This is a genomic window from Pseudomonas sp. App30 (assembly GCF_047947025.1).
Classification (GTDB): domain Bacteria; phylum Pseudomonadota; class Gammaproteobacteria; order Pseudomonadales; family Pseudomonadaceae; genus Aquipseudomonas.
Map to the genome: position 1 here is coordinate 6689545 of NZ_CP133165.1, position 25712 is coordinate 6715256.

The following is a 25712-nucleotide window of genomic DNA, read 5'->3' on the forward strand; positions in this document are numbered from 1 at the left end:
TTGGCGGGTAATACTCTGGCAGATCGCAAACGCAGGTGTCTCACCGTCAGGGGGGATATTGCCGACGGCACCCAACCCCCGGACGTCTCCATGGTGGTGTGGCACGAACTCCAGCCACTGGTCGCGATACTGCCCTCCGGCTACCGGATCGAAATGGCGGGGGCGATCGAGGAAGCGGGTAAAGCCAATGACGCCCTCGCACCGCTGTTTCCGATCATGCTGCTGCTGACGATGTTGGTGATCATCTTCCAGGTGCGCTCGCTGGCGGCCATGGCCATGGTGCTCGCCACCGCGCCGTTGGGGCTGATCGGGGTGGTGCCGACCTTGATGCTCTTCCACCAGCCATTCGGTTTCAATGCATTGATCGGGCTGATCGGCCTGGCAGGCATCCTGATGCGCAACACACTGATTCTGATTGGCCAGATTCACACCAACCAGGCGCAGGGGCTGGGGGCGTATGACGCGGTGGTGGAGGCGACCATTCAACGCTCGCGTCCGGTGCTGTTGACGGCGATGGCGGCAGTGCTGGCGTTTATCCCGCTGACCCAATCCGTGTTCTGGGGCACCTTGGCCTACACCCTGATCGGTGGCACGTTCGGCGGGACGATCATGACCCTGGTGTTCCTGCCTGCGCTTTATGCCATCTGGTTCAAGATCAAGGCGAAACAGCCCCGGGCCCGTTTAGTGGGTAAGCGCGTTCTGGAAACTCAGTGACGAGCTGAATTGATTTGGCCCGGCCATTGAGAGGGTTGGCCGGGCCAAGCGGCTACTCATTCAGGGGTCCCGCGCTGGAAGTAAGCAAGAATCTCGCACCCATCGCCCACCGGCACATGCCCAACCGTGCTGCGCTTGCCAATGTCCACCACACTCACAGTGGCGTCGTTTTCATTGGCAACCAGCAAGTAATCCTGCGCCGGGCTGAAGCACCCGTCCAACGGCTTGTCACCCAGCTCGGCGTTGAACAGCCATTGCAGATGCTCATCGAAAAAACTCACCACCGGTTCAAAGTCACCCATCACCGCCAGTATTCGGCCATCGGCACTGAAGCGCACCACCTGCCCGGGGCGCTGGTGCCCAGGCAGTTCGAGGGTGCGCAGCAGGCGGTGCTGCTCGGTGTCGACGACGTACAGCACCGGCCGATCCTGTGCGGTGGCCACTACCCACGGATGGCGTGGTGATGCGTCGATGCCGTTCAAGGGACCTGGCATAGCCAGGGCTGCAGGCGCCTGGCCAGGTTCGCGCAAGTCGACGGCATAGAGTTGGCCATCCTCTTCGCTTTCGGCCCATAGCTGGTCGGCGTGCGGTAGCGGCGTGAGGCGGTGCACATTTTTCGAGGGGACGTGGATGTGGCCCACGATCTGGTCCTGGGCAGGGTCTATGACGAGGATCGTCGCGCTGTTTTCACAGCACAGGTACACCCGGCCATCACGGCCCAGGCGTCCGGTGTGGGGTGACACATAGGGCAGGGTGTCGATGAACCCGCTCAGGCGGCGGCTATCAAGGTCGATCACGGCGACCTGGTGGTTGGGGTGGGGGTTATCGCCGTGGACGCCGTCACCGTAGATGGGCACGTAGGCCTTACGCAGGTGCTCAAGCACGAGCAATTCGTGGGGCCGTGATGGCAGGTCGGTGATGGCGGCGCGGACTGAGAGGTCCCCGGGGTTCAGGAACAAGACCTGCTGGCCCTGTTTGTCGACGGCGATTATTTCCTGTCCGGCACTGTGTTTGAGGTTCATCAGTTTCATCCTGTGCTGACGGCAAGCAAGCGTTGAATGTAGTGATGGAGAGCCTCGCGACGGCTTTAGTTCAAGTGGATTGCCCAGGGCTGCCGAGTGTACTTTGCTGCCGCTACACGTCCCGGCAACGGTTCTGGTTGGCTACAACGCACCCACTTCGCGGATCTGCGCGTACTTGGCCTGCAACTCTTGCCGCTGTTGCTTGCGCAACTGCCCCTGGGCATAGCGCCGGCGCTCGGTGAGGGTGTCAGGCTGCAAGGGGCGCACGGGGCAGGGGCGGCCGTCGGTGTCCACTGCCACCATGGTGAAGTAACAGCTGTTGGTGTGGCGCACGGTGCGCTCGTGGATGTTCTCGGTCATGACCTTCACGCCTACTTCCAGCGAGGTGCGCCCGGTGTAGTTGACCGAGGCCAGGAAGGTGACCAACTCGCCTACGTGAATGGGCTCCTTGAAAATCACCTGGTCCACCGAGAGGGTGACCACGTAGCGGCCGGCGTAGCGTTTGGCGCAGGCGAAGGCCACTTCATCGAGCATTTTCAGCAGGGCGCCGCCATGTACGTTGCCGGAGAAGTTGGCTTTGTCGGGGGTCATGAGCACGCTCATGCTCAGTTGGTAGCTGCCAGGTTCCATATACACCTCATCACGGGCTCAGGTGCGGCGAAAGGTAGCAGTCCTTGAAGATAGTTAGCTAGCTAACATAATGAAAGAGTGCTTTTCCAGTCCAGTAACAATGGGGGATTCCGCCCGCAGCGTTTCCCGTAGCAGCTGCCGAAGGCTGCGTCCACGTCAAAGCGAGTCCTGGGGAAGCATTCGCTCATTGCTGTTTAAATTTTGAGAGTGAGAAGTATTACTAATGGTTGCCCGGCAACTGGCAAGGCCGGCTCAGGCCTTGAAAAGCTTCACCATCACCGTGCGCAACCAGCGGTTGCCAGTGTCCAGGTGATACCGCGCATGCCAGTGCTGCTTCACTGCAAAGCCCTCTATCGCCACCGGGCAATCATGCACGCTCAGGCCATGGGCCGCGGCCAGGGTTTCACCGATATGCCGGGGCAGGGTGGCGATCAGGTCGGTGCTGCCGATGATCGCGCCCAGGCCCAGGAAACCGGGGAGTTCGAGGATGATCTGGCGCTCGACGCCTTGGCGCGCCAGGGCGGCTTCCAGCAGCTTCTGGCCGGTACCCGCGGTGACCAGCACGTGGCCTTCGGCCTGGTAACGCGGCAGGTCAAGGGGCGTGCCCATGCGCGGGTGGCCGGCGTTGCTCAGGCAGACCCAGTCCTGGGGGAACAGCACCTGCTGGTACATGCCGCCGCCCAGCCAGGGCACAAAGCCCACGGCAAGGTCAGCCTCGCCAGACTCCAGGGCGCGCTCGGTGTTGCCGTCGATGCGCGCAGCCTCAAGGCGAATGCCCGGCGCTACCTGGCGCAGGTGTTCCAGCAGCCGCGGCAGCAGGGTGATGTGGCTGGCGTCGCTGATGCACAGGCGGAACCGCCGTTGCGCGGTGGCCGGGTCGAAGACTGGCGCGTGGCTGGTCAACCTGCGCAAGGACTCCAGCACCTCGCGGCACGGCCCGATGAGGGTCTCGGCCCGGGGCGTGGGTGCCATGCCACCCGGCGTGCGCACGAACAGCGGGTCATGCAACTGCTCGCGCAAGCGCCCCAGCCAGATGCTGATGGTGGGTTGGCTCTGGCCCAGTTGTTCGGCGGCGCGGGTCACGCTGCGGGTGTCGTAGAGCACGCTGAACAGCTGCAGCAGCTTGGGTTCGGGCAGCGCGAGGAAGTCGACCATTATTTAAATTCACAATAGAGCTATTGCGGTCATTGTATAGCTCAACAATGCCTCCGGGCATAGAGTGGCCCCACAACAACCGGAGGCCACCCCTTGAAAGTATGCATTCTGGGCGCAGGCGCGCTGGGCTGCGCCATCGGCGCAACCCTGAGCGAGGCCGGCCACGAGACCTGGCTGCTCAACCGCAACGCCGGCCATGTCCAGGCGATCAATGATCACGGCCTCAAGGTCCTGGACGAGCGCGGTGAGCGCGCGGTCAAGATCCGCGCCAGTACCCACGCCGACCTCATCGGCGCGGTTGACCTGGTGGTGGTGTTGGTCAAATCCTTCCACACCGCACAGGCCATTGCCGGCGCCCAAGCGTTGGTCGGGCCCGACACCCTGGTGCTGTCGCTGCAGAACGGCCTGGGCCAGGAGGATATCCTCGCCGAGGCGGTAGGGCGCGACAAGGTGCTGGCGGGCAAGACCTACGTCGGTGGGGTGCTGCTGGCACCGGGTGTGATCCGCGCCGGCGTGGCCGGCAAACACACCTACATCGGTGAGCTGGACGGCAGCCTCAGCGACCGCGTGCAGGCCATCGCCGACGCCTTCAACGGCGCCGGCCTGGCCACTACGGTCAGCGAAAACATCGTCGGCACCATGTGGGACAAGCTGTTGGTCAACGTCGCCACCGGTGCGCTCACCGGCATCACCCGTCTTACTTACGGCCAGCTCTACAGCGAGCCGTTGCTCAAGGCGGTGTCACTGGCAGCAGTGGCCGAAGCCATCGCCGTGGCCACTGCCGCCGGCGTGCAACTGAGCCTGACCAACCCTGGCGCCGCCTGGAACCTGGCGGCCGAGGGCCTGCCCGCTGCGTTCAAGACTTCCATGCTGCAGAGCCTGGAAAAGGGCTCGGTCACCGAAATCGACTTCATCAACGGTTCCGTCGTGCGCTGGGGTCAGCGCCACGGCGTGCCCACGCCCGTCAATGAGACCCTGGTGGCCTGCATCAAGGGCATCGAACGGGCGATGACCGATCACCATCAACAAGAGGAAGCCAAGTCGTGAGCATTCCCAAAGCTTATGTGGAACACGTGGCCGTCTGGGTCAAGGACATCCACTGGCACATCCGTTTCTTCCATGAGGTGTTCGGCATGACCCTGCGCGAAGTGCAGGGCACCGTCGAGGAGCCAATCCAGTACTGGACCCTGGGCGGCATGCAGTTCATGAGCAAGCCCGACCATGACGCACCCGAAGGCCGCCTCGGCCACCTGGGCGTGATGTGCGAAGACCTGGAATACGCCCTGGCCGCGGCCCACAAGTTTGACGTCACCGTCATGCCCCAAGGCCGCAACTGGCTGCGCCTGCCCGACGGCCTGGCGGTGGAATTCATTCAAGCCTCGCCGGTTGCCTGTGTGGCACAGGCTTTGGCCATCAACCCTCGTTCGTGAGCTGCCCCATGACCATCCAAGAAAAATACTGGGACGACGCCCGTGAAGGCGACGAATGCACCAGCCCGGAATACACCGTCACCAAGGAACGCATCCTGGCCTACGCCGACCTCACCGGTGACCACACCCCGGTGCACGTCGACGAAGCCTACGCCAACGCCAGCCACTTCGGCTGCCTGGTGGCCCACGGGCTGTTCGGCCAGAGCATCGCCGACGGCCTCAAGACCCAGAGCGACTACCGCTTCCTGCCGGGCATGAGCCTGGGCTGGACCTGGGACTTCGTGTTGCCGATCAAGGTCAACGACGTGCTCCACGTGAAATTCCGCGTAGGCAGCATGCGTGCCAGCAACAGCAAGCCGGGCTGGGGCATCGTCGTCCTGCCGTCGGAATTGATCAACCAGCACGGCCAGGTCGTGCAACGCGGTGAACACCGCCTGATGGTGCCACGGAGACCGCACGCATGAGCCAGCCACTGCCTTTGAAGGGCATTCGTGTCATCGACTACAGCCACTTCCTGGCCGGCCCGTACGTGGGCCGCTGCCTGGCGGCCCTGGGCGCCGAAGTGATCAAGGTGGAACGCCCCGGTAGCGGTGACGCCGGCCGCCAGCACGCCTTCACCCTGGACGAACACCAGAGCGGCTACTTCCTGCAGCTGAACATGGGCAAGCAGGGCGTCAGCGTCAACATGAAGGACCCACGCGGCAAGGCGCTCATGCAGAAGCTGTGCGATTCGGCCGACGTGTTCATCGAGAACTACCGCCCCGGCGCCCTGGAAAAACTCGGCCTGGGCTATGCGGAATTGTCGGCGCGCAACCCCAAGCTGGTCTATTGCTCGATCTCGGCCTACGGCCACACCGGCCCCGACGCCCACCGCGCCGGCTTCGGCCTGATCGCCGAGGCCAAGAGCGGCATCATGCAGATGGTCGGCAACCCCGGCGAAGCGCCGCCGCTGCTGCGTATTTCCCTGGGCGACATGTACACCGGCATCCACGCGGTGGCGGCCATCAATGCCGCCTTGCTGGGGCGGGTCAATAGCGGCCGCGGCCAGCACATCGACATGGCGCTGTACGATACCCTGGTGTCCATGCACGAGTACGCGGTGCAGTGCTACACCCTGTCCAACGGCGAGATCGTGCCCCAGCAGACCGGCCACGACATGCCCACTTCCACCCTGTACGGCGTGTTCCGCGCCGCCGACGGTGACCTGGTGATCGCCGCGCAGGTGGACGATGCCTGGAAGCGCTTCGCGGTGATGCTGGAGGCCAATGGCGGCCCGGCAGGCTTTGGCAGTGACACGCGGTTCCACAGCCTCAACGGCCGCAACACCCACCGGGTGGAAATCCTCACGGCGGTGAAGGCCTGGGTCGCCGCCAACCCGGTGGCGCGCATCCTGTCGTTGCTCGACGAGATCGACGTCCCCAGCGCCAAGGTGCAACGCATTGACGAGGTCATCGCCGACCCGCAGATCAAGGCGCGGAATATGGTCGTAGAGCAACAGCACCCGCGCTACGGTACCTTGCGCATGCCGAACCTGCCGTTCCGTTTCTCCGACTGCGACACCACGATCCATCAGGTGGCCCCTGACCTTGGCGAGCACAACGCCCAGGTGGCGGCCGAACTGGGCTTCAGCGCGGACGAAATCGCGGCGATGCAGGCCGACGGCGTGCTGTTTTCTCATGGAGGTGAACAATGACAGACCGTTATAGCGTGATCGGGCGCCCGATCAACCACACCAAGTCGCCGCTGATTCATGGCCTGTTTGCCGAGGTGACCGAGCAGGACCTTGAATACGGCGCCATCGAAGGCGAACTGGAAGGCTTCGAAGCCCAGGTGCTGGGCTTCCGCGACGGCGGCGGGCGCGGCATGAACATCACCGCGCCGTTCAAATTGCGCGCCTATGAGCTGGCCGATGCGCGCAGCGAGCGCGCCACCCTGGCCAAGGCCTCCAACGCGCTGAAGTTCGAACACGGCAAGGTCTACGCCGAGAACTTCGACGGCATCGGCCTGCTGCGTGACATCGAGCACAACCTGCAAGTGCCGTTGGCCGGCCGCCGGGTGCTGGTGCTGGGCGCCGGCGGTGCGGTGCGCGGGGCGTTGCTGCCGTTCCTGGCGGCGGGGCCTGCGCAGGTGGTCATCGCCAACCGCCATGTGGCCAAGGCCCATGCCCTGGCTGCGGAAGTGAACGATGAGCGCGTGCACGTCAGCAGCTACCAGGCGCTGGCCGGCCAACGCTTCGACCTGGTGGTCAACGCCACATCCGCCAGCCTCACCGGTGAGTTGCCGCCGGTGACCGCCGAGGTGTTCGACGGTGCGCTGCTGGCCTATGAACTGGCCTACGGCAAGGGCCTTACGCCGTTCCTGCGGCTGGCGAGGGAGGCCGGCGTAGAGCGCCTGGCCGATGGCGTCGGCATGCTGGTGGAGCAGGCCGCCGAGGCCTTTGAATGGTGGCGTGGTGTGCGCCCGCAAACCCGCCCGGTGATTGATCACTTGACCGTGCCGCTGGAGTAATACTGGATCTGATGCGGTGGCCGGGCTAGCCGCGTTTTCAAACACTACTGCTTTAAGGACGAAGACCCGTGGTCAGTTCAACAACCCTGGATACCCGCAGCGTCGACTCAACCGCCGGCGCTCGCCGCGCCACCTGGATCGCGCTGTTGGTGGCGGTCACGTTTTTCATGGAGAACCTCGACGCCACGGTCATCGCCACGGCCTTGCCGCAGATGGCCAAGGACTTCGGCGAGGCGGCGGTCAGCCTCAACGTGGGCATCAGCGCCTACCTGCTGGCGGTGGCGATCTTCATTCCCCTCAGCGGCTGGCTGGCCGACCGCCTGGGCGCCAGGGGCGTGTTCGCCGGTGCGATCACGTTGTTTACCCTGGCGTCGATCCTCTGCGCCGCGGCGCCCAACCTTGAGTGGTTCGTGGCGGCGCGGGTGCTGCAAGGCATCGCCGGCGCCTTGATGGTGCCGGTGGGCAGGCTGGTGGTGCTGCGGGTCACCGAGAAGAAAGACCTGGTGCGCATGATGGCAATCATCATCTGGCCAGGGCTGGCGGCACCGATGCTGGGCCCGCCGATTGGCGGCTTTATCGTCACGCACTTTACCTGGCCGTGGATTTTCTACCTGAATATTCCGTTGGGCATCATCGCTTGCCTGGTGGCGTTGCGGCTCATTCCCAACAGCCGCCCGGCAGAGCCGCGGCCCTTCGACGGCCTGGGCTTCGTGCTGCTGGCCAGTGCCTGCGCCGCCTGGTTCCTGGGCCTTGAGTCACTAGGCTCGTCCAACAGCGGCCAGTTGCAGCGCGGGGCGCTGCTGGTACTGGCAGGGGCGGTGCTGACCTTCGCCTCCATCCGCCATTGTCGACGGCACCCCACGCCGTTGCTGCCACTGGGGGCGGCGGCCATTGCCAGCTTCCGCGCCAGCATTGTCGGTGGCACGCTGTTCCGGTTGTCGATCACCGCGTTGCCGTTACTGCTGCCGTTGCTGCTGCAGGTAGGCTTCGGCATGTCCCCCGTGGATGCGGGCATGCTGGTGCTGGCGATCTTTGTCGGTGACCTGTCGATGAAGCCGTTCACCACGCGGCTGATGCGGCGCTTCGGCTTGCGCCGGGTACTGGTGGTGAATGGGCTGGTGGGCGTGGCCTCGATCCTCTGTTGCCTGACGTTCCAGGCGAATACGCCGTGGTACTGGATGGCGTTCGTGTTGTTCGTCAGCGGGCTGTCGCGCTCCATGCAGTTCACCAGCTACAACGCGGTGGGCTTTTGCGAGATACCCCAGGAACGGATGAGCCAGGCCTCGACCTTGTTCAGCCTGTTTTTCCAGTTGGGCATGGCGCTGGGTGTGGCGGTATCGGCGTTGCTGTTGCAGTTGGCGATGAAGGTGCAGGGGCATGGGGATGCCTTGCAGGTCAGCGATTTTCACTGGGCGTTCGTGGGTATCGCCGTCATCGGGCTGCTGGCGTTGATCGATGCGGCGAAGCTGCCGCGGGAAGTGGGGGCGCAGGTGTTGGCGCGCTAACGCTGAGCACCCACCGGGGCGGGAACCCGGATAGCTGGTACAATTGTGGCGTTTTCAGTCGATGCCTGTGCGGAATCACGTTGCATGAAGCCCAGTTTTGAAAAGGTCCCCACCGCAGCCAACGCGTCCTGGACGCTGTTGCACCGGCGGCTGAACGACGAAATTCCTTTTGAATGGCACCACCATCCCGAATATGAGCTGACCCTGACCCTCAACAGCCGCGGTCACCGTTACATCGGCAGTGACGTGCAGCCCTATGACGATTGCGACCTGACCCTGGTGGGGCCCAACGTGCCTCATAGCTGGTGCTCTGCCGAAGGGGTCGACCCCGGCCAGCCGCATGTGGCCTTCGTCATCTGGTTTTCCGAGGCCTGGGCCCAGTCGTTGATGGGGCTGTTTCCGGAGCTGGGCCGGTTGCGCAACCTGCTGGCCGCCGCCCAGTGCGCCCTGACGTTCAGCCCCGGCTTTGCCCGCGAGTTGCGGCCGGTCATCGAGGGGATGGCCGCGCAGGACGACCCACAGCGCCTGGTCTCGTTGCTGCAGGTGTTGACCCGTCTGCTTCATGACAGCGACGCGCAGCCTATTGCCCCTGACCAGTGGACGGCGGTTGCTGGCACCCAGGGCGAGGATGCGCGTCTTCATCGGGTGCTGGACCATATCCACGTGCATTACACCGAGCCGCTCACGGTGCCGGTGCTGGCCGAGATGGCGTGCGTCAGCGTCTCGGCGTTCCACCGCATGTTCCGGCGCCACACCCGCGGCACGCTGCTGGAGTACATTGCGCGTCTGCGCATAGGCCGGGCGTGTGCGCTGCTGCTGGCAAGCGAGACGAACATTGCCACGGTGGCCGAGGCGGTGGGTTATTCCTCGGTGGTGTTTTTCAACCGCCAGTTCAAGGCGCACAAGGGCATGACCCCGACTGAATTTCGTCGCCAGCATGGCCGACGTTTTCTTCAGGGCGCCTGAGACGGTCCCGGCGCGACAATTGTACTGAAAGACGCGCCAATCCTGACTCCCGCCTGCTCGGAGGCGAGTGTATCTATACAGGCGCTGGAAACACGCTGGCCCCTGCATGCCGGGGGGCTTCACACCGCAATGACCCGAGTCAGTCAAGCCCATGAAAAACTACCAGGCGTTCGAGAGCGCCGACCTTCCCGACAATTACAAAGACAACGTGATCACCATGAAACGCGTGCTGCGCGCGCAGATCGGTGATGTGGACGCACTGTTCGCTGAAGTCAGTGCGTTTATCGAAGGCGAAATCGCGTCCATCCGCGCGCAGGAAGCCGCCACCGGCTGCGGCTGGGCGGTGCTGGAATACGACGCCATCGCCCGTGGCGAGGTAACCCTTGAGCAGTTGGCGCTGATCAAGCGGCGCGGTTGCCTGGTGGTCAGGAACCATTTTCCGCGCGAACAGGTGCTGGGCTGGGACCAGGCCTTGCTGGATTACCTGGACACTAACGCGTTCGACGCCACCTATCGCGGGCCGGTCGACCAGTTCTTCGGCAGCCTGGAAGCCTCCAGGCCCGGAATTTTCCCCATCTACTGGTCGCCGTCGCAGATGCAGTTGCGCCAGCATGAACGCATGGCCACGGCACAATCGTTCCTGAACCGCCTGTGGAAGACCGAGTCCCAGGGCCAGGCCTGGTTCAACCCCGACGTCAACGCCTTGTACCCGGACCGGGTGCGCCGCCGTCCGCCGGGTACCCGCTCCAAGGGGCTGGGGCCGCACACCGATTCCGGCGCGCTGGAGCGCTGGCTGCACCCGGCGTACCTGAAGGTGTTCGACAAGATCTACCGCAACGACTTCAAGGCATATGACCCGTGGGATGCGGCCTACCGTACCGACGTCGAGGAATACGCCTACAAGGACACGGTCAAGTGCTCGGCGTTCCGCACGTTCCAGGGTTGGACGGCGCTGTCGGACATGCAGGCGGACCAGGGCGTGCTGCACACGCTGCCCATCCCCGCCGCCATGGCCTATATGCTGCTGCGCCCGCTGCTCAATGACGTGCCCGAGGATGAGCTGTGTGGCGTGGCGCCAGGCAAGGTGCTGCCGGTGTCGGAGCGGTGGCACCCGTTGCTGGTCAAGGGGCTGACGGCGATCCCCGACGTCCGCGCGGGCGACTCGGTGTGGTGGCACTGCGACGTGATCCACAGCGTCGCCCCCGTCGAGGACCAGCAAGGCTGGGGCAACGTGATGTACGTGCCCGCGGCGCCCATGTGCCCGAAGAACCAGCGCTATGCGCGGGACGTGTTCAAGGCGTTCGAGCAAGGGGCTTCGCCGTACGACTTCCCGCCCGAGGATTACGAGGTGAGCTGGAAAGACCGCTTCACCGTGGGCCAGCTCAATGACATTGGCCGCAAGGGGTTGGGCGCTGAGTGACGGGCTGCGCCGTCGTGTATCAACCGTGAAGCCGCGTCGCCTGCATCGCGACTAAAGTCGGCTCCTACGGTGGACGAGGTAGGAGCCGGCCTTGGCCGCGATGCAGGCGACCCGGTTCAAGGATTGCGTAGGCTGCTGCGGCATGTTCAGGCTTACAGGGTGCCAATGCGCGCAAGCTCCGCGCCCAGCTCGTCACGGTTCAGGGCGTCCAGGGGCAGGGCAAGCAAGGCGCCTACCCGTTCGCGGATCTTGGTCAGGGTCTGCTGGAACGCCTGTTCGATCTGCTGCTCGGTGCCGCTCACCGCAGAAGGGTCGGCCAGCCCCCAATGGGCCTTGAGCGAAGGGCCGAAATACACCGGGCAAGCTTCGCCGGCGGCGCGGTCGCAGACGGTAATGACGATGTCCGGTGGCGCGCCCTCAAAGGCATCCGAGGCCTTGCTGTACAGACCGTCGGTGGCAATGCCGGCGGCAGCCAGGGTGCGCAGCGCCCGGGCGTTGACTTGGCCACTGGGGAAACTGCCGGAGCTGACGGCCATTATTCCAGCCGGCGCCAAGTGGTTGAACAAGGCCTCGGAGAGTATGCTGCGGCAGCTGTTGTGGGTACACATGAACAGCACTTTCATGACGGGCGTCCTGGGTTCAAAGGCTGAGGCGCAAGGCAAGTGCGCACAGCGTGGCGACAAGGATGGGAAGCGTGAGCACGATCCCGGTTCTGAAGTAGTAACCCCAGCTGACGGTGATGCCTTTTTTTGCCAGCACATGCAGCCATAGCAGGGTGGCCAGGCTGCCGATGGGGGTGATCTTGGGGCCCAGGTCGCAGCCAATGACGTTGGCGTAGACCATGGCCTGATGCACCACGCCAGGCGCGTCGGCGGCATGAATCGCCAGCGCGCCCACCAACACGGTGGGCATGTTGTTCATGATCGAGGACAGCGCTGCGCTCAGCAGCCCGGTGCCCAGGGCAGCCCCCCATACACCGTGCTGGGCGAACACGTTGAGCAACTGCGCGATGTAATCGGTGAGGCCGGCGTTCTTCAGGCCGTAGACCACCAGGTACATGCCCAGGGAGAAGACCACCACCTGCCAGGGGGCGCCCTTGAGCACCTTGCCGGTGTCGATGGCGTGGCCCTTGGCGGCAATCAGGTACAGCACCAGCGCACACGCGGCGGCGGTCGCGCTGATGGGCACCCCCAATGGCTCCATCACAAAGAAGCCGATCAGCAGCGCGGCCAACACCCACCACCCGGCGCGAAACGTCCCGCGGTCACGAATGGCTTCCCGTGGGGCTTTCAGTTGCGCCAGGTCATAGACCTGGGGCAGATCGGCGCGAAAAAACCACAGCAGCATGCCCAGCGTGGTGGCGATGCTCACCAGGGTGACCGGCACCATCACGGCGGCGTAGCGGGCGAAGCCAAGGTCGAAATAGTCAGCCGAGACGATGTTCACCAGGTTCGACACCACCAGCGGCAAGCTCGCGGTGTCGGCGATAAACCCCGCGGCCATGACAAAGGCCAGGGTGGCGGCCGGCGAGAAGCGCAGGGCCAGCAGCATGGCGATGACGATGGGGGTGAGGATCAGCGCGGCGCCGTCGTTGGCGAACAACGCCGATACAGCGGCGCCCAGCAGGATGATAAAGGCGAACAGCCGCCGGCTGCTGCCACCGCCCCAGCGCGCCACATGCAGCGCGGTCCATTCAAAGAACCCGGCTTCATCAAGCAGCAGGCTGATGATAATGACCGCGATAAAGGTCGCGGTGGCGTTCCAGACGATGTGCCACACCTGTGGAATATCCCCCAGTGTCACCGCGCCGCTGAGCAGTGCCAGCACCGCGCCAAAGGTGGCGCTCCAACCGACGCCAAGGCCTTTTGGCTGCCAGATGACCAGGATGATGGTGAGGGTGAAGATGAGCAGCGCGGGCAACATGCGAGGTACCGGGGCAGGGGAGCAGACAAGCGACTGCCAGAGCAATCGAATATGATTATCCGAATATACGGATATCCATATGTTAGGTAAAGCTCATTCTGCTGATGCCCAGCTCTCAGCGACTACACACTACTGTATGGAATGATCTCGGTGGGCGGGGTGGGACCGCCAAGTGCCTTGCGCCAGTAGCCCACGCTGTGCCATTGGCCGTGCTTGAAACCCACTTCAGGGTAAGTACCGATATGGCTGAAACCCAGCGCCTGATGCAGGCCTACGCTCGCTGGATTGGGCAGGGCGATGCCCGCGTAGGCAGCGTGGAACCCTTGTCGTTCGAGTATCGGCAGCAGCTTCTGGTACATCGCTCGCCCTATGCCTTGACGGTGGGCGGTGGGGCTTACGTACACGGTTACATCTACAGACCATCGGTAGGCTTCGCGGGCGCGGTGTTGGCTGGCGTAGGCATAACCAACTACCTCGCCGTCAACCTCGGCCACCAGGTAGGGATAGGTGAGCAGGGTGGCTTCGATTCGTCCTGCCATCTCGTCGATCGTCGGTGGGACGAGTTCGAAGGAAATGGCCGTGTCGCAGACCATCGGGGCATAGATGGCCTGAATGGCCCTAGCGTCTGCCGTTGTTGCTGTCCTGATGTTGACTGTCATGATCGTCCTTGCTGTGGGGTTGGCGCTATTCCGCTGTTGCGAGGGTATTCGCAGGTATTCAGCAGCAAGCCTGCTGGCGAACCGGGCGGCCCTCCATGGACTCCAGGCGACGGCGGTCGCCGTGCACCCAGGCCAGGTTGGCGTCCAGGGTCAGTTGCAAGACCTCCAGCACCCACTGTGGCAACTCCGGGTGCAAGCGGTAGTAGACCCACTGGCCCTGCCGCCGGTCTGCCAGCAGCCCGCAAGCCCGTAGCTGGGCCAGGTGCCGGGAAATTTTTGGCTGGCTGTCCTCAAGGGCGGCGATCAGCTCGCAGACGCAAAGCTCGCCTTCGGCCCGCACCAGCAGCATGATGCGCGCCCGGGTCTCGTCGCCAAGGCATTTGAATACGGCGGGGGGGGACATGCTCATGTTGCCGCTTCCGTAGGTTGTGGTGCGTATATGCGTATTTACGCATGTGTTTGTGGTTTTCGGAAGAGGGGCGGTTTGATTGCCTGGGGTTTAGCGGTGTGCCTGGCAAACGGTGGTGCCTGGGACGCGGCCTGGTGGCCGCTGCTACGGGGCGTGGTCAACGGGTGCTGCGCGGTTTATGCCTTGGGTTCGCTCCAATCGCTACGCGTCGCTGTCATCAGCGCATCCCAATCATCAGGAGGGTTACCTCGTCCGAGCATCTTCTCGAACACAGCGTAAGGGTCGGATTTGCTACCCGCGGACCGCAGGGTATTTTCGTCGTTGATCCATGCGTAGACGATGATTTTGGACCTTGAATCGTAGCGAAAGAACAGACGAAAGCGCCTGCCGATTTTCGCTCGCCGCCAATGGCGGTAGGCGGTGCCCAGCGTATTACCCTGGCGGAACTCATCGCGGGCCGGGTCGGCGGGGATAGCCTCCATGATCAGGTGGCTCAGGGCGCGGAACAGCTTGACGTTAGCGTTGCCTTCAAAACCCTGCGGGTCGTTCTGTTCAGCCCGGGCGGCGGCTTCTTGCAGTTTGCGTAGCTGTAAAGTCACACCTTCATGGAACAACAGTGACCATCCATGGCGCTGCGTCAAAGTGCGACCTCGCCGTCAATGTCTTCGTCCAGGTTCACACTGTGGTTCGCGTTGGCCAGCATGGCCTGTGCCAAGTCCTCTGGCAGCGCGGTGAGGTTGCGCCCGCTGCGGATATCAGCCTCCAGCACGTTCAGGAACGCGCCGATGGCAGGGTCTTCATGATCGGCCTCCACCCGGCTAACCACAACTTCACTTCCACGGACATCGAACGCGATCTTGGTCCCCGCATTCAGGCCGAGCAATTGGCGGACAGATTTCGGTAGGGTGACTTGGCCTTTCGAGGTAAGCGTGGCGATTTCGTGGATGGCAGGCATGAAAGTTCTCCGGGACTCTGCGAAATGGATGGTAAGGAATAATCCTTACGCTGTCAATTTCGGCTTTATTAGGGTCACGAATAGACAGCGCTTTCACCCAGCCACGGTCCACCAAATCTAGCGCCGTCCTCCAGCTCAATCCAGAAAAAAGCGCTTGCCTGAAAATCTTCAACAAATGGTCACGCAATTTACTTTCCAGCCTTTTGCTCTACTTCGAGGCTCGAAAGCTCGGCACGACCGCCCCCTTGGGCAAAGCACCACGTTGCGAATGCCCCTAGCAGCGCAGTCAGCACAGCGAGAATCAGAATGACTTACTGGGTACCAATAGGTGCGGCCAACACGGCCACCAACAAACCTGCCAGCGGCTGGGACATGTTATTTAGAAGCGTGATCACGCCGACGGTCTTGCCGAAATCCTGGGGAGGTATTGCCCGCTGCCGGACCGTGCGCATGTAGACGTTGAACATTTTATCGAAGGCGACGATCAACAGAAAACCCAAAGCATAACCCTGCAGGTTATGGCTCAGTGCGGTGATGAACGCGCCACATGCGATCATCGAGTATCCGTGTGGTCAGCACGCCGCACCGCGCCGACAGTGCAATGAGCCAGCCGATACCACCGAAGACCCCATACAGCGACATCGCCAACACGCCGAGCGACGCCGGATAGATTTGACTGATACGCAGGCTCCTGATGGGCGAGAATTTGTCGCACAAAGCGCCGCACAGGGGGAAGGCGAGGAACCGTGGCAGGGATTGGCGGAAAAACGCGAGCCCCGCCCAGGACGCACTTCGGCGAAACAGGATGCCCCGTCTACTCACATGCTCCACCGGAGCACGTTAAAGCTAGGTCAGATTCAACCCGCCGTCTGATAGCAGTATCTCCCCAGTCAGGTAGTCTGACTCGATCAGCATTACGACAGCTTTTGCGATGTCTTCTGGGCTAGCGGCCCTGCGCATAGGCGCACGAGTTCTCCACAACTCTTGGGCACCTGTCCACTCTGCGGTCAGAGGCGTGTCGACCAAGCCTGGTGCCACAGCGTTTACGCGAATTTCTGGCCCTAGCTCTAAGGCAAGCAGATTGGCAGGGAGCCATCACCGTAGACCCTAGCGTACGGCCAGCCCTAGCACTGTAGCCGCTGCCGTAGGCTGCGCTGGCCCTCGACCACACTGGAAATATTTTTGGCGTACTCAGGGACCAGCGCAGCCTGGCGGCAGCGGCTACGGCGCGTGGCTGAGCCTTGGCCGACGGGGTGAAACGCAGGTACGTCAAGATTCATCTTGGGAGCAACAGGCTTTGGCATACTCAGCGCACTTTTCAATCTCGTCTGGACCGAACCGCATGGAAGACTCGGATCAAAATAACAGCCGTATACCTCCCCAGAACCGCCCTCGCGCGAGCTACCCATGGGACGGGCAAAGCGATTTTGCTGCCTGTAATTTTGCTTTAGGTACCTTTCTGAACAACCTCCGGGGGCGGGTCACTGTGAATGGGCGCCTGCACGCGGAAACGTATTTGGCAGCAAGTGGGGTGATTGCGGGATTTGCCGCCCAATATGCGCTGCTCACCAAACTTGTCGCTGAACAGGACGACGTTGCGTTAGGACAGCTCCGCAGCGTTGCAGCCAGCACAGGCAAGTTTTTTCAAGGTAGGCCACTGTATGACGCTCTGGTCCCAGACAGTAATGCCAACCTCAATGAGAGGCTCTGGTCTGTAGCGGGTAGAGGCGCCGAGGCTGCGGGTATGGATACCAAATATTTGCCTGGTGTACTGGACCTATTCACACATGTCACAACGGCAATAGGCTCCGAAAAAGAGGGGATGCCCTCTGTTGCAGCAGAACATTATCCGCAACTACCCCTGCGGCAATTGCTGACGCTTTTGTGGCCGTTCGCCTCAATGTGTTTGACTGGGGATGCGCCTGAGGTTGTGGCGCCTGGCAAACGACTTTGGCCTGCTCATTTGGGGCCGGCCAGTACCAAGTTTTGGCCTGCCATAACGGCCCACGCTGCAGCCAGCATCATTCATGAGGTGAAGGGTGTGCTTGACCCTGTAGTTGCCCTGAGAATCGTCATGGAATCGGCCATATATGGATCGATGCTGGATCAGCGACCTGATGCGTTGACGGGAACACCCTCAGTTCCCTGAGCGCCTGGAGTGGAAATCTGGTCAGTGACAGCTAACTCGATCACAAGGTCGATCACCGGCTAGGGCTTTGGTTGCGCGGGGCAGTTCATGGCGCAAAGCGACGGCGCGTCTGAATGACGGAGGTGAGCTGAACCACCTGCTTGAGTGCCCTTGCAATGAGGCTATCAAAAATTTCACAGTTATCAGGAGGGTTATCGCGGCAGCATCCGGGACCGCTGTCGACGGTAGAACCGATAGACACCACGGCCCAAGACCTCGCCTTTTTCCTAGGTGGCTGGTCCGCCAGCCCGTTTATTTCCCTTTTCGCGCAAAGCCTCTAAAGTGAGTTGAACCCCCTTGGTTTGACAAGGCAGGCACGCCTCCGCCAGCGCGCGGGCGGAGGTTTGTCAAGGATGATGCCCGTGAGCCGCAAACACTTGGAACCCGTTTCCGCCCAGGCGCCGCCCGTGCGCGGCCCCACCGTGAAGCAACCGCTGCCCCGCGTCCGCCTGGCGGTGTTGGCGATGCTTGCGGTGCTGGGCACGGGGGCGTTGCTCAGCGCCTGGTGGCCGGCCACCTCGGACCACCTTTCGGCGAGTACGCGCACTGAATTGCAGCGCACCTACGAGCACCTGGCACCGCTGACCCTGGAAGCCGTCGCCCCCCCGGACACCGATCAGGCGCTCGACAGCATGCATTTGGACACCGCCCAGCGCGCCCAACTCAAGGCCACGCTCACCGCGCAGCCGGCCAGTGCCCGCGATGCCACGCGTTTGGTGTGGGTCGAGGTGTGGGATTTTGCCTCGGAAGACGGTGACGTCGTGCGGCTGTCCTCCGCCGGTTTCAGCATTGATTGCCCTTTGCGCCACGCTCCCGCGCGCTTTGCCGTGCCCGTTGATGGCAATGGGTTGCTGACCGTAACCGGCGCCGTGGACGGTGGTGGGGGTATCACCCTGGGCATTCGCGCCGTCAGCGGTCCTGTCATGCTGCCAGTGCTGGCGCCGGGGCAAAGCCTGGCGTTGCGCGTGGGCCTTTGACCCGGGGGTGGCATGCTTAACCGACTGACACGCTACATGCCGTTGTTCTTCGCTTTGATGGTTTTCGTGATGCTGTACCAGTTCATCGAAAGCCACTGGCCAAAACCCGCCGCCGTGGCCGCCATGCTCGCCGCGCTGCATCAAGTGGGCTGGTACCTGGGCGCGGCAGCGCTGCTGGGCTGGACCTTGCTGATACTGGGCTGGCTGCACGCCACCGGGCGTCTGCCGGGCTTTTTAAACCGAGAGGCGCTTATGGATATTCTGGACAGGCTCACCAACAAGCAAGCCCTGGAAGATGGCCTGGAAAAGCTCGACGCCGCCACCTTCATCGACGCCAAGAGCCTGGCCGCGGCCCTCAAGCGGCGCGTGGTGGGGCAGGATGCGGTATGCGACGACGTTGCCGCGCAGATCCGCCGGCGGTTGGCATTGTCCCAGCGCGGCAAGCCGGTGGGGGTGTTTTTGCTGGCGGGGCCGCCGGGTACTGGCAAGACCTACCTGGCAAAGACCCTGGCCAAGGAGCTGGAGCGGCCGTTGCTGCATCTGGACATGTCGCAGTTTGCTTCTGGCAGCCATTCGCTGTCGCAATTGCTGGGCATGAACAAAGGCTACGTGGGCTCCGACACCTACGGCAAGCTGACGGCCGGGCTACAGGACTCACCCGACGCCGTGGTGCTGCTGGATGAAATCGAAAAGGCCCACCCGGACGTGCTCAAGGCATTCCTGACCGCCTGGAACGACGGGTTCATCACCGAGCGCTCCGACGGCCAGGCCATCTCCACGACCCAGGCGATCTTCATCCTGACCACCAATGCCGGCACCCAGCGCCTGGCCGAGGTATCCGCGCAGTTCGCCACTGACCCCGACGGCCTGCGCGACGCCGCGGTCAATACCTTGCACGAAGCTAGCTTCGCCCCGGAAGTGCTGAACCGGATTGACCGCATTTTCGTCTTCCAGCCGTTCAAAGGTTTGGACATTGCCCGTGTCTGCGCCCTGGAAATCGAAAACATGATCCATGGCTACGGCCTGCAAGTGGCCGACCAGGGCATTGACCCCGACATCATTCTCACCCTGATGGCGCGCTACCAACGGCAGAAGCGCCTGACCTCGTCGCGTGACTTGATCCGCGCCATCGAGGAGCAGCTCGCCGACTCGCTGATCGAGGCCAAGAAGGCTGGCCAGTTGCGCGTCGAGCTGTTGATGGACGAGGAACAGCAGGTGGCGGTGCGCGCCCACGCCACGGAAGGGCAGCGGAGGTAGGCATGGCCGAGGCGCACAGCCTGTGGCAGCGCTCGCCGCCCTGGCGCTGGCTGTTCAGCGGTACGGTACTCATGACGGCGCTGTGGATCATGGCCGCGCCTTGGCGCCTGCCACTGGCGTCGCTGGGGGCAGGGCGCTACAGCCCGCCGCCGGCGCAACCGGCGGCCACGGCCGCCGTCGCCAGCCAGGTGCGACAGTCGCCCCGTGACGCCGAGCTCGACCGGCCCGTCACCGTCGGGCCCACCACCTACGGCAGCGACACCGAGCTGCATGTGATCGGCGTCTATGGCGCCGCGACCTCGGGGGCCAATCGCATCAAATGGTTGGAGGTGTGCACGCCTCACGATAACCCGTCCCCCCACATCATGGACTGCAAGGAGCAATTCGAGGCCGCGCATCCCGAATATCGCACCATTACCGTAGAGGTCGAACGCAGCAATGCGCCGATGGTGCTGGTGCTGATGGCCTATGAGGCGGTGAACTGGAAGATTGCCCTGCGTCCCGGCACGGATCTACGCAAGGTGATTGCGGTGGGCTATTCAGGGCCTGATGTGCAGGGGGTGCCCGATACTGTGCCGGTGGAGGTCTATAGCCATGGGGCGTCGCCGTGCCAAAACTGCTCGCGTCAGCCGGGTGGGCAGTGGGCCTATGATCCCAAGAGCGCTGAATACCCGCGCGCCATGGCGTGGTTGAAAAGCATCACAGGGCTTGATCCAAGCTCCTTCCAGGGGGGCTACCAGGGCGATCACTTCACCCTGCGTCGCTGGATGGGTGACAAGCCCGCCGTCGCGCCGGGCAGCGCGGAGGAGGTGGCCGGCAAGTGGTACACCAACGATGTGGCATTGGGCGGCAAGACGTTGCTATTGCCCGAAGGCCGCTGGCAAGGCATTGCCTTGGACCACACGACGTTCGCGCGCGGCGAGGACTACCTGCTGACCCTGGCCCGCAGCGACAACGACAAACTGCAGGAGGTAATGGTGGCCCATTTGCAGACCGTCAGCGACCATGGCGGCTTCCCTGCCTATGCCGCGTGCGCCCAGGCCGCCGATTACGGCGGCCAACTCACCGGCAACCAGGCGTATGGCGCGCAACAATGTTACTGGGTTAACCACAGCGAAACCCCCTGGCAGCAACCGGTGTACCGCCTGGCCGCCAATCGGCTGGCTGACAAGGGGGTGCGCGTGCCGGAGTCGGCGCTGGTCAGTGGTTTTCACAAGGCCGACCAGAACATGTCCTTGACCATGCAGTACTATGCCTTCGCCGATCCCGCCGTCGCCGGGGGCGGGTCGAACTGGGCCGTCCACCCCTGGAATCCGGCGCGGGTGCAGAGCGGCAGCGCCATCCGCCGTTTCATAGACGAACGCCTGGGGTGGGCGAGTGGGTGGTATAGGTTGATGGGGGTGATGCATTGACGGCGCCTGCCGCAGAGGATCAATGCGGCAGGATTGAACGCCGATGACCAACAGGTTCTTCTCCCTACTCGAGCTGCTACCCACAACCTCCTGTCAATATGGATCGTCCGACCAAGACCGCCTTCGTTGGCGACCCTATGCGCGCCCCTCACTTTGTCTGGTTGCTCAAGGCGGCAACCACCGCGTAGGCCCGGACGCAGCCTGCGGCTGCTACGAGGTGGCGGGGCGCACCGATTTTGGGGTGCGGCCGTAGTAGCGCTCGAACGCTGCGCTGAAGCTGGACAGGTGTGCGAACCCCACCCTGTACGCCACCGTCGACACCTGCAGCCCGGTCTCCAGCAACTCCCAGGCCTTGGCCATGCGGATATCGGTGAGCATGCGATGCGGGCTGGTGCCGAACAGGGTGCGGAAGCCCTGCTTGAGCTTGAACTCGTTGGTGCCGACAGCCGCACACAGGTAGCCCACGGTCAGCGGCCTGTCGTATTGGCTCATGAGGATGCCGCGTGCGCGCTGCATGATGTCCTGGTCGTGCGCCCAGGCTTTGCTGGTCACTTTTTCCTGCGGCACGAAGGGCCGCACCTGTTCCGACAGTAGCCCCAGTGCGGTGATGTGAGTGTCGAGCAGGCTGCCGGCGTGGTCATGCAGGTGGATCAACGATTCGGCCAGGCGCTGGGTAGCGGCGCCGTGCTTGCCGCAGAACAGGTGGTGGGTGTTCTTGCCCTGGCCGCTGCCATCCAGCAGGCCCATCAGGCCGTACTTGTGCAGCAGCGGTTCCTGGGCAATCAGCCGCACCTGGCGGATGGCCTGGTTGGCCGGGTAGTGGCGCTCGCCGCGCAGGCAGCCATAGGCGGCGATGGTGCTTTGCCCGGAAATGAAGTCGAAGCGCTGGCCGTTGGCCCCGGTGCTGCTGGACTGGCCGTCCAGGGCCACGGCTACGGTCAGCGAGCGCTGGCGCTCCTGGGTGCTGGTTTCCACCAGGTCATGGCGTGGGTGGTAGTTGGCGTACACCACGGCCAGGCCGTCCTCGAACAGCAACTGGTCGGTGTAGCAGGTGCCCAACTCGGCGGGCAGCTGCGAGCGCACCCAGGGGGTATTGCCCACGCGGGTGGGCGCCGACCGATCCGCGGCCGTGAAGCGATAGCTCATGGTGACTCCTTTCCAATGCTGCTGATGATGGCGTGTCGGATCCGAAATGCCAAACAGAGAATCCGTATCGACTAAGAAACGAATGAGATGTATTCGTATTTATTTCCTATAGTGGCCACCACACAAATCAGCCCCCCTTACTGCCTTGGGTCACTGCATGAACTACCACTCCGGCGCCTTGCGCCGCTCCCTTTTCCTTGCCTTGTCGGCGCTGGCCCACCCGGTTGCCGCGCTGGCCGACAGCACCCAGGACACGGCCGTGGCCGGCCCGGTGACGGTGCTCCCGGCGGTGACTGTGTCGGCCGACAAGGTTGACCGGCCACTGGAAAAAGTCCCCGCCAGCGTCGCGGTGATCGACGGCCAGGACATCGAACAGTCGGGCATCACCACCATGGAACAGCTGGAGGGGCGCATTCCCGGCCTGTCGTTCCAGCCCTTCGGCCAGGCCGGCATGGAAGCCCCGGTGATGCGCGGTCTCACCGCCGGCATCCATTCCTACGCCTCGTCCATGCTGATGCTGGTGGACGATGTACCGACCATGATGGCCCAGGGGTTCGAAAACAGCTTCCTCGACGTTGACCGCGTGGAAGTGCTGCGCGGTCCGCAGTCCACCCTGTATGGCCGCAACGCCGAGGCGGGGGTGATCGCCATCCACAGCCAGCCGATGGATGAGGTAAGCCGCGCCACGGTGTCCACCGACATCGGCAGCCGCGACAAGCGCGAGCTGCGCTTCGCGCTCAGCGCGCCGCTGGTGGCGGACACGCTGTACGGCAGTATTTCCGGTGCCGTGCTGAAGCAGGATGGTTTTATCCGCAATACCTACACCGGCGGCAAGGACGATGACCGTGACCACCAGGACCTGAACATGGGCCTGCGCTGGACGCCTTCGGAGGCTACCGACATAGTCGCCCGCTACGTGCGCCAGGACTACGACGACGGCGCCACGCGCTGGGGCAACGTTGGCGACCCGCGGGCGAAGGTGGCCTCGGGCACCCCCAGTTGGAACCACTCGCTGGGCCAGACGTTATCGGTCAATGCCTCCCACGAATTGGACTCGGGCCTGCGCCTGCGCTCCATCACCGCCTACAACGACTACCACGACGACGTGCTGCAGGACACCGACTTCCGCCCGGCGCAGACCCTGTACATCGGCCGCGACAACCACATGCGCACCCTGTCCCAGGAGTTCCGCGTGGAAGGGCAGATGGGCCGCGCCGACTGGCTGGTGGGCCTGTACGGTGACCGGGGCGACAACGACCTGCGCAACTTCACCCTGCGCAGCCCGACGTTCTACGACTACCGCGCGAACCTGAAGACCTCGTCGGTGGCGCTGTTCAGCAACTGGAACCTGCCGCTTACCGACGCCTGGACGTTGTCGGCCGGCGCCCGGGTGGAGCGCATGACCGCTGCCATCAGCCCCGCCGGTGGCACGCACAAGAGCGAGGACTGGGAGTACTTCTCGCCCAAGCTCACCTTGCAGTACCAGTTCAACCCGCAGAACCAGTGGTACATCACCGCCGGCCGCGGCGTGCGGGCGGGTGGCTACAACGTCTTCGTCTCCACCTTGGACTACCCCTCGTACGCGCCGGAGGAAATCTGGAGCTATGAAACCGGCTTCAAGGGCTGGGTGCTGGACCAGCGCCTGCGCTATGCCATCGACACCTACCTGATGAAAATCGACAACATGCAGGTGCAGGTGCAGGTGCAGCCGGCGGTCGGCCTGATCTACACCGCCAGCGCCGCGCGGGCCACCGCCAAGGGCGTGGAGTTGGACCTGGACTACCTGCTGGCCGAGGGCTGGCAGTTGCTCGGTGGCCTGGCCTGGAACCGCACCACCTACGACAGCTTCCAGGACGGCACCGCCAGCTACGCCGGCAACTACAACAGCTTCGCCCCCAAGCTTACCGGCCACGCCGACGTGCGCTACACCGCGCCCAACGGCTGGTACGCCCAGGCCGGGGTGGTAGGCACCAGCAAAATCTACCTCGACCCCGCCAACCGCTACGAGCGCAACGGCTACGGCCTGGTGAACCTGGTGACCGGCTACCGCAAGGGTGACTGGGAGGTGGCCACCTACGCCAACAATGTGGCCAACAAACGCTACGACGCGGTCGGCTACAACGCCGGCTATTACACGGTTTACAGCCCGCCACGCGAAGTCGGCCTGCGGCTGACCTGGCGCAAATAAGGAGTGGACATGCAGATGCGTTCGTGGTGGCCGCGGCAGTTGCTGCTCGGCTGGCTCAACCTGGTGCTGACCGCGCCGCTGGTTTACCTGTTCATCGGCCTGCCGCTGGTGATGCGCGAGCACGGCTGGAGCGGCACCCAGATCGGCCTGATGCAACTTACCGGCCTGCCGGCCCTGGCCAAGTTCCTGTTGGCGGCGCCGCTGGAACGCTGGCCGCTGGGGCGCGCCAGTTACCGCAACTGGGCGCTGCTGCTGGGCCTGGGCTACGTCGCCAGCCTGCTGGTGCTGGCGGCCAATGACCTGGGCAGCACGCCCTATGGCGTGCTGTTCGGCCTGGCCATGCTGGTAAGCCTGTTGGGCACCTGCGCCGACCTGCCGATCAACGCCCTGGCCATCCGCCTGCTGCCAGAGGCCGAGCGCCTGCGGGCCGGCGCGGTGCGCTCGGCGGCGGTGTCGGTGGGGGCGATTGTCGGCGGTGGCTTGATGCTGATGCTGCACAGCCAGCTGGGCTGGGCGTGGCCCTTGATAGTGCTGGCGCTGGTGGTGCTGTCGGGTGTGCTGGTGGTGCCGTTGCTGCCTGAGCCTGCCCTCGATGGCTCAGCTACCCAGGCTCCCACCCTTGGCGCCAACCATTGGCTGGCCTGGTTCGCCATGCCTGGCCAGCGCCGGTGGGCGCTGCTGCTGGTGCTGTATTACCCGCTGATCGGCGCCGTGTGGGTGTTCCTCAAGCCGCTGATGCTGGACCAGGGTTTCGCACCGGAGCACATCGCCCGCATCGTCGGTGTCGGCGGTGGTGTGGCGGCGGCGTTGGCCAGCCTGGCCGGCGGTTATGTGTCACGTCGGTGCGGCACGCAGGTCGCGCTACCGCTGTTCGCCGCCTGCAACCTGCTGGCGCTGGGCTTGATGGCCCTGGTCACCGGCCTGGCCCCGGGCGCCACGGCGCTCACCGTGGCGGCCCTGGTGGTGGCGCTGATGATGGGCGCCTCGGGCGGGCTGGTGTTCGGCCTGATGATGGACCATGCCCGGCCTGGCCTGGCGGCCCTGGACTACGGCATCCAGAGCAGCCTGTTCGTGGTTGGCCGCACGCTGCTGCCGATGCTGGCGGGGGTGTTGCTCGACCACGTGGGCTACGCCGGCCTGTTCGCCTGCCTGCTGGCCGGGCTGGCGCTGATGCTGACCTGGCTGCTGGCCGGCGGCCAACCACTGCGGCCTGTGCCCCAGGCCCGGCCCACCGAATAAACCTCGACT

Annotated in this window: 24 protein-coding genes and 3 pseudogenes; 15 read left to right on the forward strand and 12 right to left on the reverse strand. The window is 63.8% G+C overall.

Going from position 1 to position 25712, the window contains the following annotated elements:
* Positions 1–39 precede the first annotated feature (39 nt).
* Positions 40–714: pseudogene (locus RAM80_RS30825) on the forward strand (efflux RND transporter permease subunit); the annotation flags it as partial.
* Between the two features lie 56 nt (positions 715–770).
* Here RAM80_RS30825 and RAM80_RS30830 read toward each other — a convergent pair.
* The 3 genes from RAM80_RS30830 to RAM80_RS30840 form a co-directional block, all read right to left on the reverse strand.
* Positions 771–1736, reverse strand: coding sequence for a YncE family protein (locus RAM80_RS30830; protein WP_416424150.1), 966 nt, complete (start codon positions 1734–1736; stop codon positions 771–773).
* Positions 1737–1877: 141 nt separating this feature from the next.
* Positions 1878–2366, reverse strand: coding sequence for an acyl-CoA thioesterase (locus tag RAM80_RS30835; protein ID WP_416424151.1), 489 nt, complete (start codon positions 2364–2366; stop codon positions 1878–1880).
* Between the two features lie 252 nt (positions 2367–2618).
* Positions 2619–3521 (reverse strand): LysR family transcriptional regulator, encoded by a 903-nt coding sequence (locus RAM80_RS30840; protein WP_416424152.1) that lies wholly within the window; start codon positions 3519–3521, stop codon positions 2619–2621.
* A 93-nt stretch (positions 3522–3614) separates the two neighbouring features.
* On the opposite strand from RAM80_RS30840, the gene RAM80_RS30845 reads away from it, so the two are divergent.
* The 8 genes from RAM80_RS30845 to RAM80_RS30880 all read left to right on the forward strand — a co-directional run bounded on the left by RAM80_RS30845 (position 3615) and on the right by RAM80_RS30880 (position 11350).
* Positions 3615–4568, forward strand: a complete 954-nt coding sequence (locus RAM80_RS30845; RefSeq protein ID WP_416424153.1) for a ketopantoate reductase family protein — start codon at positions 3615–3617, stop codon at positions 4566–4568.
* A complete protein-coding gene (locus RAM80_RS30850; RefSeq protein ID WP_416424154.1) occupies positions 4565–4951 on the forward strand; it encodes a VOC family protein in 387 nt (128 codons plus the stop codon). Before RAM80_RS30845 ends, RAM80_RS30850 begins: the two co-directional genes overlap by 4 nt.
* A gap of 8 nt (positions 4952–4959) precedes the next feature.
* On the forward strand, positions 4960–5415 hold the full coding sequence (locus RAM80_RS30855; protein WP_416424155.1) for a MaoC family dehydratase: 456 nt from the start codon (positions 4960–4962) through the stop codon (positions 5413–5415).
* Positions 5412–6644 (forward strand): CaiB/BaiF CoA transferase family protein, encoded by a 1233-nt coding sequence (locus RAM80_RS30860; protein ID WP_416424156.1) that lies wholly within the window; start codon positions 5412–5414, stop codon positions 6642–6644. The genes RAM80_RS30855 and RAM80_RS30860 overlap by 4 nt, the downstream gene beginning before the upstream one ends.
* Entirely contained in the window at positions 6641–7459 is an 819-nt protein-coding gene (gene aroE, locus RAM80_RS30865) for a shikimate dehydrogenase (protein WP_416424157.1), read from the forward strand. Before RAM80_RS30860 ends, aroE begins: the two co-directional genes overlap by 4 nt.
* A gap of 86 nt (positions 7460–7545) precedes the next feature.
* Complete coding sequence (locus RAM80_RS30870) at positions 7546–8964, forward strand: DHA2 family efflux MFS transporter permease subunit (RefSeq protein WP_416427597.1); 1419 nt, start codon at positions 7546–7548, stop codon at positions 8962–8964.
* A gap of 84 nt (positions 8965–9048) precedes the next feature.
* Positions 9049–9930 (forward strand): helix-turn-helix domain-containing protein, encoded by an 882-nt coding sequence (locus tag RAM80_RS30875; RefSeq protein WP_416424158.1) that lies wholly within the window; start codon positions 9049–9051, stop codon positions 9928–9930.
* 151 nt (positions 9931–10081) lie between these two features.
* The gene (locus RAM80_RS30880; protein WP_416424159.1) at positions 10082–11350 is read left to right on the forward strand and encodes a YbiU family protein; all 1269 of its coding nucleotides are present in this window, start codon (positions 10082–10084) and stop codon (positions 11348–11350) included.
* A 152-nt stretch (positions 11351–11502) separates the two neighbouring features.
* On the opposite strand, the gene RAM80_RS30885 is transcribed toward RAM80_RS30880, so the two are convergent.
* The 8 genes and pseudogenes from RAM80_RS30885 to RAM80_RS30920 all read right to left on the reverse strand — a co-directional run.
* Complete coding sequence (locus RAM80_RS30885) at positions 11503–11973, reverse strand: arsenate reductase ArsC (RefSeq protein WP_416424160.1); 471 nt, start codon at positions 11971–11973, stop codon at positions 11503–11505.
* Between the two features lie 16 nt (positions 11974–11989).
* Positions 11990–13273: an arsenic transporter gene (locus RAM80_RS30890; protein WP_416424161.1), complete on the reverse strand. Its 1284-nt coding sequence runs from the start codon at positions 13271–13273 to the stop codon at positions 11990–11992.
* A 122-nt stretch (positions 13274–13395) separates the two neighbouring features.
* Positions 13396–13932, reverse strand: a complete 537-nt coding sequence (locus tag RAM80_RS30895) for an arsinothricin resistance N-acetyltransferase ArsN1 family B (protein WP_416424162.1) — start codon at positions 13930–13932, stop codon at positions 13396–13398.
* Positions 13933–13990: 58 nt separating this feature from the next.
* Positions 13991–14341 (reverse strand): metalloregulator ArsR/SmtB family transcription factor, encoded by a 351-nt coding sequence (locus tag RAM80_RS30900; protein ID WP_416424163.1) that lies wholly within the window; start codon positions 14339–14341, stop codon positions 13991–13993.
* 176 nt (positions 14342–14517) lie between these two features.
* Positions 14518–14955, reverse strand: a complete 438-nt coding sequence (locus tag RAM80_RS30905) for a type II toxin-antitoxin system YhaV family toxin (RefSeq protein ID WP_416424164.1) — start codon at positions 14953–14955, stop codon at positions 14518–14520.
* 23 nt (positions 14956–14978) lie between these two features.
* On the reverse strand, positions 14979–15296 hold the full coding sequence (locus tag RAM80_RS30910) for a type II toxin-antitoxin system PrlF family antitoxin (protein WP_416424165.1): 318 nt from the start codon (positions 15294–15296) through the stop codon (positions 14979–14981).
* A 188-nt stretch (positions 15297–15484) separates the two neighbouring features.
* Positions 15485–16088: pseudogene (locus RAM80_RS30915) on the reverse strand (hypothetical protein); the annotation flags it as partial.
* 54 nt (positions 16089–16142) lie between these two features.
* Positions 16143–16376: pseudogene (locus RAM80_RS30920) on the reverse strand (SDR family oxidoreductase); the annotation flags it as partial.
* Between the two features lie 262 nt (positions 16377–16638).
* On the opposite strand from RAM80_RS30920, the gene RAM80_RS30925 reads away from it, so the two are divergent.
* The 4 genes from RAM80_RS30925 to RAM80_RS30940 all read left to right on the forward strand — a co-directional run bounded on the left by RAM80_RS30925 (position 16639) and on the right by RAM80_RS30940 (position 21130).
* Positions 16639–17445 (forward strand): hypothetical protein, encoded by an 807-nt coding sequence (locus RAM80_RS30925; protein WP_416424166.1) that lies wholly within the window; start codon positions 16639–16641, stop codon positions 17443–17445.
* 401 nt (positions 17446–17846) lie between these two features.
* A complete protein-coding gene (locus RAM80_RS30930; RefSeq protein ID WP_416424167.1) occupies positions 17847–18461 on the forward strand; it encodes a hypothetical protein in 615 nt (204 codons plus the stop codon).
* A gap of 12 nt (positions 18462–18473) precedes the next feature.
* The gene (locus tag RAM80_RS30935; RefSeq protein ID WP_416424168.1) at positions 18474–19718 is read left to right on the forward strand and encodes an AAA family ATPase; all 1245 of its coding nucleotides are present in this window, start codon (positions 18474–18476) and stop codon (positions 19716–19718) included.
* 2 nt (positions 19719–19720) lie between these two features.
* On the forward strand, positions 19721–21130 hold the full coding sequence (locus RAM80_RS30940; protein ID WP_416424169.1) for a hypothetical protein: 1410 nt from the start codon (positions 19721–19723) through the stop codon (positions 21128–21130).
* A 210-nt stretch (positions 21131–21340) separates the two neighbouring features.
* On the opposite strand, the gene RAM80_RS30945 is transcribed toward RAM80_RS30940, so the two are convergent.
* The gene (locus RAM80_RS30945; RefSeq protein WP_416424170.1) at positions 21341–22276 is read right to left on the reverse strand and encodes a helix-turn-helix transcriptional regulator; all 936 of its coding nucleotides are present in this window, start codon (positions 22274–22276) and stop codon (positions 21341–21343) included.
* A 157-nt stretch (positions 22277–22433) separates the two neighbouring features.
* Between RAM80_RS30945 and RAM80_RS30950 the strand changes: the two genes are divergently transcribed.
* Complete coding sequence (locus tag RAM80_RS30950; RefSeq protein ID WP_416424171.1) at positions 22434–24464, forward strand: TonB-dependent receptor; 2031 nt, start codon at positions 22434–22436, stop codon at positions 24462–24464.
* 9 nt (positions 24465–24473) lie between these two features.
* Positions 24474–25703 (forward strand): MFS transporter, encoded by a 1230-nt coding sequence (locus RAM80_RS30955; RefSeq protein WP_416424172.1) that lies wholly within the window; start codon positions 24474–24476, stop codon positions 25701–25703.
* Positions 25704–25712 lie beyond the last annotated feature (9 nt).

Bases quoted from the DNA above. Each gene is read 5' to 3' on its own strand.
- RAM80_RS30830 (WP_416424150.1), bottom strand. From the start codon at position 1,736: ATGAACCTCAAACACAGTGCCGGACAGGAAATAATCGCCGTCGACAAA.
- RAM80_RS30835 (WP_416424151.1), bottom strand. From the start codon at position 2,366: ATGGAACCTGGCAGCTACCAACTGAGCATGAGCGTGCTCATGACCCCC.
- RAM80_RS30840 (WP_416424152.1), bottom strand. From the start codon at position 3,521: ATGGTCGACTTCCTCGCGCTGCCCGAACCCAAGCTGCTGCAGCTGTTC.
- RAM80_RS30855 (WP_416424155.1), top strand. From the start codon at position 4,960: ATGACCATCCAAGAAAAATACTGGGACGACGCCCGTGAAGGCGACGAA.
- RAM80_RS30860 (WP_416424156.1), top strand. From the start codon at position 5,412: ATGAGCCAGCCACTGCCTTTGAAGGGCATTCGTGTCATCGACTACAGC.
- aroE (WP_416424157.1), top strand. From the start codon at position 6,641: ATGACAGACCGTTATAGCGTGATCGGGCGCCCGATCAACCACACCAAG.
- RAM80_RS30875 (WP_416424158.1), top strand. From the start codon at position 9,049: ATGAAGCCCAGTTTTGAAAAGGTCCCCACCGCAGCCAACGCGTCCTGG.
- RAM80_RS30880 (WP_416424159.1), top strand. From the start codon at position 10,082: ATGAAAAACTACCAGGCGTTCGAGAGCGCCGACCTTCCCGACAATTAC.
- RAM80_RS30885 (WP_416424160.1), bottom strand. From the start codon at position 11,973: ATGAAAGTGCTGTTCATGTGTACCCACAACAGCTGCCGCAGCATACTC.
- RAM80_RS30890 (WP_416424161.1), bottom strand. From the start codon at position 13,273: ATGTTGCCCGCGCTGCTCATCTTCACCCTCACCATCATCCTGGTCATC.
- RAM80_RS30895 (WP_416424162.1), bottom strand. From the start codon at position 13,932: ATGACAGTCAACATCAGGACAGCAACAACGGCAGACGCTAGGGCCATT.
- RAM80_RS30900 (WP_416424163.1), bottom strand. From the start codon at position 14,341: ATGAGCATGTCCCCCCCCGCCGTATTCAAATGCCTTGGCGACGAGACC.
- RAM80_RS30910 (WP_416424165.1), bottom strand. From the start codon at position 15,296: ATGCCTGCCATCCACGAAATCGCCACGCTTACCTCGAAAGGCCAAGTC.
- RAM80_RS30925 (WP_416424166.1), top strand. From the start codon at position 16,639: ATGGAAGACTCGGATCAAAATAACAGCCGTATACCTCCCCAGAACCGC.
- RAM80_RS30935 (WP_416424168.1), top strand. From the start codon at position 18,474: ATGCTTAACCGACTGACACGCTACATGCCGTTGTTCTTCGCTTTGATG.
- RAM80_RS30940 (WP_416424169.1), top strand. From the start codon at position 19,721: ATGGCCGAGGCGCACAGCCTGTGGCAGCGCTCGCCGCCCTGGCGCTGG.
- RAM80_RS30945 (WP_416424170.1), bottom strand. From the start codon at position 22,276: ATGAGCTATCGCTTCACGGCCGCGGATCGGTCGGCGCCCACCCGCGTG.
- RAM80_RS30950 (WP_416424171.1), top strand. From the start codon at position 22,434: ATGAACTACCACTCCGGCGCCTTGCGCCGCTCCCTTTTCCTTGCCTTG.
- RAM80_RS30955 (WP_416424172.1), top strand. From the start codon at position 24,474: ATGCAGATGCGTTCGTGGTGGCCGCGGCAGTTGCTGCTCGGCTGGCTC.